The 10,746-nt window shown below is 50.3% G+C and carries 10 protein-coding genes and 1 pseudogene; 4 read left to right on the plus strand and 7 right to left on the minus strand.

Annotated elements, in window-relative coordinates; all coding sequences use genetic code 11:
- Positions 1 to 87 precede the first annotated feature (87 nt).
- From galS to mglC, 4 genes are all read left to right on the plus strand, one after another.
- Positions 88 to 1,113, plus strand: a complete 1,026-nt coding sequence (galS, locus tag KQJ19_RS19715) for an HTH-type transcriptional regulator GalS (RefSeq protein ID WP_047359172.1) — start codon at positions 88 to 90, stop codon at positions 1,111 to 1,113.
- A 293-nt stretch (positions 1,114 to 1,406) separates the two neighbouring features.
- Positions 1,407 to 2,405, plus strand: coding sequence for a galactose/glucose ABC transporter substrate-binding protein MglB (gene mglB / locus KQJ19_RS19720; protein WP_016153719.1), 999 nt, complete (start codon positions 1,407 to 1,409; stop codon positions 2,403 to 2,405).
- Positions 2,406 to 2,476: 71 nt separating this feature from the next.
- Positions 2,477 to 3,997 (plus strand): galactose/methyl galactoside ABC transporter ATP-binding protein MglA, encoded by a 1,521-nt coding sequence (mglA, locus tag KQJ19_RS19725; protein ID WP_016153718.1) that lies wholly within the window; start codon positions 2,477 to 2,479, stop codon positions 3,995 to 3,997.
- Between the two features lie 15 nt (positions 3,998 to 4,012).
- Complete coding sequence (gene mglC / locus KQJ19_RS19730; RefSeq protein WP_003027393.1) at positions 4,013 to 5,023, plus strand: galactose/methyl galactoside ABC transporter permease MglC; 1,011 nt, start codon at positions 4,013 to 4,015, stop codon at positions 5,021 to 5,023.
- Between the two features lie 57 nt (positions 5,024 to 5,080).
- On the opposite strand, the gene preA is transcribed toward mglC, so the two are convergent.
- The 7 genes and pseudogenes from preA to KQJ19_RS24085 form a co-directional block, all read right to left on the minus strand.
- Positions 5,081 to 6,316, minus strand: a complete 1,236-nt coding sequence (gene preA, locus KQJ19_RS19735) for an NAD-dependent dihydropyrimidine dehydrogenase subunit PreA (protein WP_141875430.1) — start codon at positions 6,314 to 6,316, stop codon at positions 5,081 to 5,083.
- On the minus strand, positions 6,310 to 7,551 hold the full coding sequence (locus KQJ19_RS19740) for an NAD(P)-dependent oxidoreductase (RefSeq protein WP_047500987.1): 1,242 nt from the start codon (positions 7,549 to 7,551) through the stop codon (positions 6,310 to 6,312). The genes preA and KQJ19_RS19740 overlap by 7 nt, the downstream gene beginning before the upstream one ends.
- Before the next feature lie 232 nt (positions 7,552 to 7,783).
- On the minus strand, positions 7,784 to 8,023 hold the full coding sequence (locus tag KQJ19_RS19745) for a DUF2542 family protein (protein ID WP_016153715.1): 240 nt from the start codon (positions 8,021 to 8,023) through the stop codon (positions 7,784 to 7,786).
- Positions 8,024 to 8,025: 2 nt separating this feature from the next.
- Positions 8,026 to 8,745 (minus strand): outer membrane permeability protein SanA, encoded by a 720-nt coding sequence (gene sanA / locus KQJ19_RS19750; protein WP_016153714.1) that lies wholly within the window; start codon positions 8,743 to 8,745, stop codon positions 8,026 to 8,028.
- Between the two features lie 181 nt (positions 8,746 to 8,926).
- Positions 8,927 to 9,811, minus strand: a complete 885-nt coding sequence (gene cdd, locus KQJ19_RS19755) for a cytidine deaminase (protein WP_016153713.1) — start codon at positions 9,809 to 9,811, stop codon at positions 8,927 to 8,929.
- 148 nt (positions 9,812 to 9,959) lie between these two features.
- Positions 9,960 to 10,655, minus strand: a complete 696-nt coding sequence (locus KQJ19_RS19760) for a CidB/LrgB family autolysis modulator (protein ID WP_016153712.1) — start codon at positions 10,653 to 10,655, stop codon at positions 9,960 to 9,962.
- Positions 10,652 to 10,746, minus strand: a pseudogene (locus tag KQJ19_RS24085) (hypothetical protein); the annotation flags it as partial. The pseudogene KQJ19_RS24085 and the gene KQJ19_RS19760, both read right to left, overlap by 4 nt.

The raw sequence follows: 10,746 nt of genomic DNA on the forward strand, positions 1-10,746 counted from the left end.
CTCTCACGCAGTGCGTTTCATTGTGCTGACAAAATACCCAGCCTGGGGTGTCTGCGGGCAACCGCAATCTAAAACAGGGCAGTGAATATGATCACCATACGTGATGTGGCACGACAGTCTGGCGTTTCTGTAGCGACCGTTTCCCGCGTACTGAACAACAGTGCGCTGGTGAGTCCCGATACGCGTGAAGCGGTAATGAAGGCAGTTACTCTGCTGGGCTATCGACCTAATGCCAACGCGCAAGCGCTGGCGACGCAGGTGAGCGACACGATTGGTGTTGTGGTCATGGATGTATCAGACGCCTTTTTTGGCGCGCTGGTAAAAGCCGTGGATATGGTTGCCCAGCAGCATCAGAAGTATGTCCTGATTGGCAACAGCTACCATGAGGCTGAAAAAGAACGTCATGCCATTGAGGTGTTGATTCGTCAGCGCTGTAACGCACTGATTGTACACTCTAAAGCACTGAGCGATCGGGAACTCGCCGAGTTTATGGATCAGATCCCCGGCATGGTGCTGATCAACCGTCTGGTGCCGGGTTACGCCCACCGTTGCGTCTGCCTGGATAACATCAGCGGTGCCAAAATGGCGACCCGAATGCTGCTGAATAATGGTCATCAACGCATCGGTTATCTGGCGTCAAGCCATCGCATTGAAGATGACACCATGCGCAAAGAAGGGTGGTTAACAGCCCTGAAAGAGCAGGGGATTGTTGCGGCAGAAAGTTGGGTCGGCACCGGTTCGCCCGATATGCAGGGCGGAGAGTCTGCGATGGTAGAACTGCTGGGACGTAACTTACAACTGACGGCGGTTTTCGCCTATAACGACAATATGGCTGCCGGCGCGCTGACCGCGCTAAAAGACAACGGCATCGCTATTCCATTACACCTTTCTATCATTGGCTTTGATGATATTCCTATCGCGCGTTACACCGATCCGCAACTGACCACCGTACGCTATCCCATTGCCTCCATGGCAAAAATGGCGACGGAGCTTGCGCTACAGGGGGCTGCAGGCACGTTAGACCTGGAGGCGACGCATTGCTTTATGCCGACGCTGGTGCGTCGCCATTCAGTGGCGCTACGGCAGAATGCGGCACCGATCACTAACTCATAACGTTGCGCGATGTAACCGCTTTCAATATGTGAGTAAATTCACAGTATATTAACAATGCGATAGCTATGATGACACTGTTTGTTGCGCTGTAACTACTATGTAACGGTGAATAATCACTTTCACCGAGGTAAAGGTGCCTTAAACAAAAATTAAAGCCTGTTTTTGGAGCGTTGCCAGACACGGAAGAAATATTTTTTAAAAGTGAGCTTCGGCGTTCAGTAACACTTCAGTAACGTTCTGCCTGCCGAGCATTTATCTCAAGTACTACCCTGCATAATAAAACCGGAGATACCATGAATAAGAAGGTGTTGACCCTGTCTGCTGTAATGGCAAGCATGTTATTCGGCGCGGCTGCGCACGCTGCTGATACCCGCATTGGTGTGACTATCTATAAGTATGACGATAACTTTATGTCTGTAGTACGTAAGGCTATTGAAAAAGATGCCAAAGCGGCGCCAGATGTACAGTTGCTGATGAATGACTCGCAGAACGACCAATCCAAACAAAACGACCAGATCGACGTGCTGCTGGCAAAAGGCGTTAAAGCACTGGCGATTAACCTGGTGGACCCGGCAGCGGCAGGCACGGTCATTGAAAAGGCACGCGGGCAGAACGTACCGATCGTGTTCTTTAACAAAGAACCTTCTCGTAAGGCGCTGGACAGCTATGACAAAGCGTTTTACGTCGGTACCGACTCTAAAGAGTCCGGTATTATTCAGGGTGATTTGATCGCCAAACACTGGGCAGCGAACCCGAACTGGGACCTGAACAAAGACGGCAAAATTCAGTTTGTTCTGCTGAAAGGCGAACCGGGACACCCGGACGCTGAAGCACGTACCACTTACGTGATTAAAGAGCTGAACGATAAAGGCATTAAAACTGAGCAACTGCAGTTAGATACTGCAATGTGGGATACCGCTCAGGCAAAAGATAAAATGGATGCGTGGATGTCAGGTCCGAACGCCAACAAAATCGAAGTGGTTATCGCAAACAACGATGCGATGGCAATGGGCGCAGTTGAAGCACTGAAAGCGCACAACAAAACCAGCGTACCGGTATTTGGTGTGGATGCGCTGCCTGAAGCGCTGGCTCTGGTGAAATCTGGCGCAATGGCTGGTACCGTGCTGAACGACGCCAACAACCAGGCGAAAGCCACCTTCGATCTGGCGAAAAACCTGGCTGATGGCAAAGGTGCGGCAGATGGCACTAACTGGAAAATTGAGAACAAAATTGTTCGCGTTCCGTACGTAGGTGTCGATAAAGATAATCTGGCAGAGTTTACCAATAAGTAAATACTCCGTCTTTGGGCGCAATGTCATTGCGCCCTTAATAACGCACTCTGCAAGGCCAACAAGGTATAATTATGGTCAGCACACATACTCAGTCGTCAGGCGAATACTTGTTGGAAATGACCGGCATCAACAAGTCCTTCCCCGGCGTTAAGGCTCTTGATAATGTCAATTTAAAAGTCCGCCCACATTCCATTCATGCCTTAATGGGGGAGAATGGCGCGGGGAAATCAACATTATTGAAATGTCTTTTCGGCATCTATCAAAAAGATTCCGGTAGTATTTTATTTCAGGGTAAAGAAATCGATTTTCATTCTGCTAAAGAAGCGCTTGAAAATGGTATTTCGATGGTACACCAGGAATTAAACCTGGTATTACAACGTTCTGTGATGGATAACATGTGGCTGGGACGCTATCCCACCAAAGGCATGTTTGTCGATCAGGACAAAATGTACCGCGATACCAAAGCGATATTTGATGAGCTGGATATTGATATCGATCCGCGTGCGCGCGTTGGTACATTATCCGTTTCGCAAATGCAGATGATTGAAATTGCGAAAGCGTTCTCCTATGACGCAAAAATCGTCATCATGGATGAGCCAACGTCATCGTTAACCGAGAAAGAAGTTAATCATCTGTTTACCATTATCCGTAAGCTGAAAGAGCGTGGATGCGGTATTGTTTATATTTCTCACAAGATGGAAGAAATCTTCCAGCTATGCGATGAAATTACCGTGCTGCGCGATGGCCAGTGGATTGCGACCCAGCCGCTGGAAGGGCTGGATATGGATAAGATCATCTCCATGATGGTCGGCCGCTCACTGAACCAACGTTTTCCGGATAAAGAAAACAAACCAGGCGAAGTCATTCTGCAAGTGCGTAACCTGACCTCGCTGCGTCAGCCGTCGATTCGTGATATCTCGTTTGATTTGCACAAAGGGGAAATTCTCGGGATTGCCGGGCTGGTCGGCGCAAAACGTACTGATATCGTTGAAACGCTTTTTGGTATTCGTGAGAAATCATCGGGTACGATTACGCTACACGGCAAAAAGATTAATAACCACAGCGCAAATGAGGCCATTAACCATGGTTTTGCGCTGGTCACGGAAGAGCGCCGCTCAACCGGTATTTACGCGTATCTGGATATTGGTTTTAACTCGTTAATCTCCAATATCCAAAACTATAAAAACAAAGTCGGTCTGCTGGATAATTCCCGCATGAAGAGTGATACCCAGTGGGTAATTGACTCAATGAGGGTGAAAACGCCGGGCCATCGTACACAAATCGGTTCACTGTCCGGTGGTAATCAGCAAAAGGTGGTTATTGGTCGCTGGTTATTAACGCAGCCAGAAATCCTGATGTTAGATGAACCCACGCGTGGTATCGATGTTGGCGCGAAATTTGAAATTTATCAGCTGATTGCCGAACTCGCGAAAAAGGATAAGGGGATTATTATTATTTCCTCTGAAATGCCGGAGCTGCTAGGAATTACCGATCGTATTCTGGTGATGAGCAATGGTCTCGTTGCCGGAATTGTTGACACTAAAACAACAACGCAAAACGAAATCCTCCGTCTTGCGTCTTTGCACCTTTAAGATTAGGGGCTCCTCATGAGTGCGTTAAATAAGAAAAGTTTTCTTACTTATCTGAAAGAAGGCGGAATTTACGTTGTTCTTTTGGTTTTGCTGGCGATTATTATTTTCCAGGATCCCACTTTCTTAAGCTTACTGAACCTGAGTAATATTCTGACGCAATCCTCGGTGCGTATTATTATCGCATTGGGTGTGGCCGGGCTGATTGTTACCCAAGGGACAGACCTGTCGGCGGGACGTCAGGTTGGCCTGGCGGCAGTCGTGGCGGCAACCTTGCTACAGTCGATGGAGAACGCCAACAAGGTGTTCCCGGAAATGGCTACAATGCCAATCATCGTGGTGGTGCTGATTGTTTGCGTGATTGGCGCCATTATCGGTCTGGTGAACGGTATTATCATTGCTTATCTGAATGTGACGCCGTTTATTACCACCCTGGGTACGATGATCATCGTTTACGGGATCAACTCCCTGTACTACGATTTTGTCGGCGCATCACCAATTTCTGGCTTTGACAGCGGATTCTCCACCTTCGCGCAGGGCTTTATTGCGCTGGGTAGTTTCCGCCTCTCCTACATCACCTTCTATGCGCTGATTGCGGTGGCGTTTGTCTGGGTGCTGTGGAACAAGACCCGCTTCGGTAAAAACATTTTCGCCATCGGCGGAAACCCTGAAGCCGCGAAAGTGTCCGGGGTCAACGTTGCGCTGAACCTGCTGATCATCTATGCGTTGTCTGGCGTGTTTTATGCCTTCGGTGGTTTGCTCGAAGCCGGGCGTATCGGCTCGGCGACTAACAACCTCGGCTTTATGTATGAGCTGGATGCGATTGCGGCGTGCGTGGTTGGCGGCGTGTCGTTCAGCGGCGGGGTAGGGACCGTGTTTGGCGTGGTGACCGGTGTGATTATCTTCACCGTCATCAACTACGGTCTGACCTACATTGGCGTGAACCCTTACTGGCAGTACATTATCAAGGGCGGCATTATCATCTTCGCGGTCGCGCTGGACTCACTGAAGTACGCGCGTAAGAAGTAATCGTATACTGCAAAAAGTCCGGTGCAGCGTAATCTGTACCGGGCTTTTTTGTCAGCGTTACAACGTTAACGCATGCTCTTTCTCACCAGATTTAAATTTCACCTCACCCAGCTCAATACAGGCTACCGGGCAAACGTGACCACACAGCAGGCATCCCACACATTTTTCTGTGTTGCAGTACGGTGTGCGGGTTTCCTCATTCCATTCCATCGCCTGATGTCCACCGTCATAACAGGAGATGTAGCAGCGGCCACAGCCAACGCATTTATCAAGATGGATGTTCGGGTAGACGATGTAGCTTCGGTCAAGATCCTCCGCGGGGATGATATTGGCATTGGCAAGACCAACCATCTCCTCCAGTGAGTCAATCCCTTGATCGGCGAGGTAATGTGACAGCCCGCTGGTCATGTCCTCCACAATCCGGTAGCCATACTGCATGATCCCGGTGGTCACCTGCAGCGTGGCCGCGCCTAACAGTAAAAACTCGGCGGCATCTTCCCAGGTCTCAATTCCCCCGATGCCGCTAATCGGGAAATCGCGCAGTTCAGGGTGCATGCGCAGTTGTTGGATAAATCGCAAAGCAATAGGTTTAACGGCCTTGCCGGAGTAGCCGGAAATACTGGATTTACCGTTGACGACCGGCATCCCGATTTTTCGGTTCAGATCGATATTCGTGATGGATTTAACCGTATTGATGGTCGCGATACCGTCGGCACCTCCGTGTTTTGCCGCCAGAGCCACCTCACACATATCACCAATGTTCGGTGTCATTTTCGCCAGCATCGGCAGGGACGAGCCGCGTTTAACGGCCCGACAATACTTTTCAACCAGCTCAGGGCTTTGCCCGACATCGCTACCCATGGCATGTGAGGTCATTTGCGGGCACGAGAAGTTACACTCGATCATGTCGGCACCCGCGTCTTCAACCAGGCGGGCCAGTTCCTGCCATTGCTGCTCATTTTCCCCCATAATCGACGCAATCAGGACTTTGTCCGGGTAGTCCTGTTTCAGTCGACGAATTGCGGCCAGATTCTCCTCCAGCGGATGCTCGGCAATTTGTTCCATGTTTTTGAAGCCAATAAAGCCGGTATCTTCTTTGGTGAGATGGTCAAAGCGTGGGGAGACTTCATTAGCAATAAAGAACCCGATCGTTTTAAAAACAATGCCACCCCAGCCGCTATCATAGGCTTTGGCGCACATTTCATAGCAGTTGCCCACCGGAGAGGAAGAGAGGCAGAACGGGTTAGGGAATTTGACGCCGCAAAAAGTAATAGAAAGATCTTTCGTTAACATGAGCAAGCTCCCTCTAAATAGTGATGAATGGCCTGAGCGGCTTCTTTTCCCGTTTTCACGGCGTAAACAACGGTTTTATCGCCTTTAACAATATCGCCCGCAGCAAACAGAGCCGGATCGGCGGTTTGATAATTGTGCGTATCGATAAGATTTCGCTGTGGCTTTAACGCGGCGAAATTATCAAGCTGAGCATGTTGGCCGACGGCGAGAATAATCTGTTCGGCTTCAAGCGTGAGTTCTCCTGGCAGGCGTACGTGCTTAAAGGTGACTCGATTTCCGCTAACCGCCACGGGCGTGAAGCCGTCAATTATCGACACCCCTAAAGCCTGTGTGCTGCTGAATTCTTTGTCGCTGGCCGGGAAGTCGGCGAGTTCTTCACGCGCGACACAGGTGACTGACGGGCAGCCCAGCAGCTTCAATGTGCTGGCGACATCCATCGCCACGTCGCCACCGCCGATGATTAATGCACTTTGTGCGACGGTAATATCGCCGTTGGATTGCCGGGCTCGTTGCAGAAAATCGACGGCGATTTCGACGTGATTCGCCCTCTCAAACAGAGGCAACGTTGAACCGTAAGACATCCCTACGGTAACCAGTACGGCGCGGTATTCTGCTTTGAGTTGCTCAACGGAAAGGGCATTGCCGACTTCACAATTGCACTTGATGGTCACACCCATTTCAACGATACGGGCAATTTCAAGATCCAAAACTGCCTGCGGCAGACGAAACTCTGGAATGCCATAACGCAACCAGCCACCTGGCTGGGCCTGTTTTTCGAAGATTGTCACATCATAACCAAGATTACTTAGCGTTACGCTGGCCTGTAACCCTGCCGGACCCGCCCCGATGATAGCTACCTTGCCGAGCGTTTTTGTTGCTGGCTGATAGATTTTCATTGCGGTCTGCTGTTCAAAATCGGTAATAAAGCGTTGCAGACGTGCAATATCGATAGGTTTATCAATTCCTGAACGCGTACATCCGCGCTGGCATAATTTTTCGGTTGGGCAAACCCGGGCGCACACCGCACCGAGCGCATTATTTTCGCGGATAGTTTCGGCAGCGCCTTTAAAATTACGAAAATAAATAGAGCGAATAAATTTCCCTGGGTCTGTTTGCGCCGGGCAATCATGACTACAGGGGGCGTCGTGACATAATAAACAGCGGGAAGCCTCTTTTATTGCTAATAATGGGGTAAAAGCAGGCGTGAGCTCATCCAGATAATTTTGTTGTGGCATATTTTCTTCCTTAATGCTTGAGTAAATTAAGGCAAACCGTTAATAACAAAATATAAAAAGTGAAGGCTATTCTTAAGGCTAAGCACTGCAGGAAGAGTATTCTGTGAAAGGATTCACAAATAGAAGATAGTCTGAGGGAAATGCTGGCGGGCAGCATTAATCCCTTACATTGAAATGGTAACTATTATCAAAATATTAGCTATTCTCAAATGCTAATATAAAGGAAAATTCTTTAGCGATAAAAGACTAAGTAAATGACCATCCCGAAGGATAAACATCCGCACCCGGCATAAACCAGCACATAAGACCAAAATTGCAGGGGCTCTTGATTGCGATAAGCGTAAACCGGTTCGCGCGCATTCTTTTTAATTTTATCTACGGCCCCAGAGCGCCAGCCTTTCCATGCTTCGCGAAAACAAAATACGGGAATGAGCAGAAAGGCCAACACGACGAAAAGGGTTTGTACATCCATGCTTATTTTCCTTGTTTCTTTTGTAATTCGAGTAGTTGTTCAGGCGTGACCGCCGGATATCCCTGTGCATCGTCCGGTACCTGATGCATGGTAGGGATGGGCACCAGCGGGCCTAAAAAGCGGGGTTCACGTTTGAAAATATAGAGATCGGCCAGTGCGCCAAAGCGGGCGCCAAATTCACGTACCCGCACGGTGAGCATATCTTTTGGTGAGGGCACCGCATAGCACTGGGCCTGGATGCCCATATGCAGCGCAATAAACAAGGCGCGCTCACAGTGGAATCGCTGAGTAATAATGATGAAATCGTTGGTATCGAACACCTTGCGGGTTCGTACAATTGAATCGAGCGTCCGGAACCCGGCGTAATCAAGCACGATGTCAGCGGGATCGACACCTGCGGCAATCAGATCTTTACGCATCGTCATGGGTTCGTTGTAGCTTTGCTGCGCGTTGTCGCCGCTCAGCAGCAGATAGTTTACCTTTCCGCTGTTATAGGCGTTCAATGCGCCCTGAATGCGGTAGCGGTAATACTGGTTGATGACGCCGGTGCGATAGTATTTCGCCGTGCCCAGGACCACACCGACCTGGCGGTAGGGTAAATCCTGCAATTCGTCGTAGATGTAGGGAGCGGTCTTCCAGCTCATCCACCTGTCGAGCCCAAGCACAGTCAAAAGCAGCAAGCCTACCAGGACTAACAGGCTGTAAAACACGCGCTTTAACATGCAGAAAACTCGTTATTTGGATGGAATTTCAATCAGGCTACTGTACCGGAAGACGTAGCGCAAGAAACAGCAATCTGATTGAGGGGATTTTCAGCAAAACGGCCCTGTTGGATGGTAGCAACAGCAAATCTGGCCGACAACCTGGAGCGATTGTAGGCCAGATAAGCGTAGCGCCAGGCAATTAACCGAGCAGCACGCGCTCAATATTATTGCAGCCCAGCGCTTTCAGGGTAGCGGAGGTCGCATCCCACTGAATCAACGGCGCATCGGCTTTTTCAGCCAGCACAGCACGCTGGATATCCGGGTAGTCATAACCGTTAAGGTTCAACAGGTTTAACGCGCCTTGCAGCGGCGGCAGGGTCGGGTTGAAGGCGGCATTTTCCGCATAGCTACCGCTAAAAATTCGACCATCTTTACATTCCAGCGCCACGCCGCTTGGGGAGTTGCTGTACGGCATATGACATCTGTTGGCGGCGGTGATAGCCGCTTGGGTCAACGCATCGCCCTGCAGCGCGAAGCCGTGATCCTGATCGTCCATCAGCAGTGTTTTAATCTCCAGATCTTTCGGTCCGAAGGCGTCTGGTAGGTAATCGCGCAGCACGTGTGGCGCACGTCCCGGCAGATGAATACGTAAATCCAGTCCACTGTTCAGTTCGTTCATAAACTGGCGACAGTGGCCGCACGGCGTGTAGTTGACGGTGATGGCGGCGAGCCCTTTTTCACCGCGCAGCCAGGCATGGCTAATGGCGCTTTGCTCGGCATGAACGGTTTGCTGCATAGTCGCCCCCAGGAACTCCATGTTGCCACCGAAGTACCAGGTGCCGCTGATGCCGCGAGAAATTGCCCCAACGTTGAAGTTGGACAGCGGAGTACGCGCGCAGGCCGCAGCCAGCGGCAGTAGAGCGAATGCCAGCGCGTCTTCGTCCAGTCCCGATTCGCGTTTCAGCAAAGAGACCTGCTCAGCAGTCAGCATGGCGGGGAAATGCGCATCCGCCAGAACAGGCGCCAGGGCTGATTGCAAGTTATCCGCGAGTTGGGCAAAAGCAGTTTGAAAACGTGGATGCATGGCGATGCCTCATAACAATGTAATGGAATCGTAGTTTACGGGCCTGTTACGGCTTTATATGTGATCCAAATCTCATTGTGTATGCAACTTATGAAACTTAAATTAAAAATGTGCAACGCATCGCAAATAATTAGCCAAAAATTGAAGGTTAACCGACCAGGGCCAGAATAATCGGGAACAGGAATGGGGCGACCAAGGAGGTGATAATGCCGCAAATAACCAGCGCCAGAGAGCTAAACGCGCCTTCCTGATAGTCCAGCTCTGCACAGCGTGCGGTACCCAGGGCGTGCGAAGCGGTACCCATAGCCAGTCCACGTGCGGCTTTGGTGCGAATACGCATCGCATTGAGCAAAGTATGACCAAACACAGCCCCGAGGATACCAACAAAAATGACGCACACGGCGCTGATGGCCGGAATACCACCAATGCTGCCTCCCACTGCCATAGCGATAGGCGTGGTTACCGATTTCGGCATGATTGACGCAGCAATTTGCGGCGATGCGCCCATCAACAAGGCGATTGTTGTACCTGTGACCATCGCCACAACGCTCCCCGCAAAGCAGATGGCAATAATTGATTTCCAGCGAGCGCGAATCTGGTGCAGCTGTTCGTATAACGGATAGGCCAGCGCGACAACGGCAGGTTGCAGCAAATCGTTCAGCACTTCACTGCCTTTGAAATAGTGATCGTAGGGAATTCCGGTCAGCATCAGAATGGGAATGATCACCACCATGGCGACCAGTAGCGGGTTCAATAGCGGCATTTTAAATCGTGCAGCCAGCTTACGTGCGCCAAAAAATACCGCCAGCGTAAGGGGTAACGACCACCAGATATACGACATCATTCTTTAGACCCTTTTTGCCCAACGATTTTGCGCTCACCGTGCACAATGTGAGAACTCCAGCTCACCACCAGGAAAACGACCAGTGTACTGA

The sequence above is a fragment of the Citrobacter sp. S46_ASV_140 genome (assembly GCF_018919545.1).
GTDB classification, from domain to species: domain Bacteria; phylum Pseudomonadota; class Gammaproteobacteria; order Enterobacterales; family Enterobacteriaceae; genus Citrobacter; species Citrobacter braakii.

Coding starts and splice junctions, on each gene's coding strand:
- KQJ19_RS19760 (WP_016153712.1), bottom strand. CDS start 10,655: ATGATGTCGTATATCTGGTGGTCGTTACCCCTTACGCTGGCGGTATTT.
- mglC (WP_003027393.1), top strand. CDS start 4,013: ATGAGTGCGTTAAATAAGAAAAGTTTTCTTACTTATCTGAAAGAAGGC.
- preA (WP_141875430.1), bottom strand. CDS start 6,316: ATGTTAACGAAAGATCTTTCTATTACTTTTTGCGGCGTCAAATTCCCT.
- sanA (WP_016153714.1), bottom strand. CDS start 8,745: ATGTTAAAGCGCGTGTTTTACAGCCTGTTAGTCCTGGTAGGCTTGCTG.
- KQJ19_RS19745 (WP_016153715.1), bottom strand. CDS start 8,023: ATGGATGTACAAACCCTTTTCGTCGTGTTGGCCTTTCTGCTCATTCCC.
- mglA (WP_016153718.1), top strand. CDS start 2,477: ATGGTCAGCACACATACTCAGTCGTCAGGCGAATACTTGTTGGAAATG.
- mglB (WP_016153719.1), top strand. CDS start 1,407: ATGAATAAGAAGGTGTTGACCCTGTCTGCTGTAATGGCAAGCATGTTA.
- galS (WP_047359172.1), top strand. CDS start 88: ATGATCACCATACGTGATGTGGCACGACAGTCTGGCGTTTCTGTAGCG.
- cdd (WP_016153713.1), bottom strand. CDS start 9,811: ATGCATCCACGTTTTCAAACTGCTTTTGCCCAACTCGCGGATAACTTG.
- KQJ19_RS19740 (WP_047500987.1), bottom strand. CDS start 7,551: ATGCCACAACAAAATTATCTGGATGAGCTCACGCCTGCTTTTACCCCA.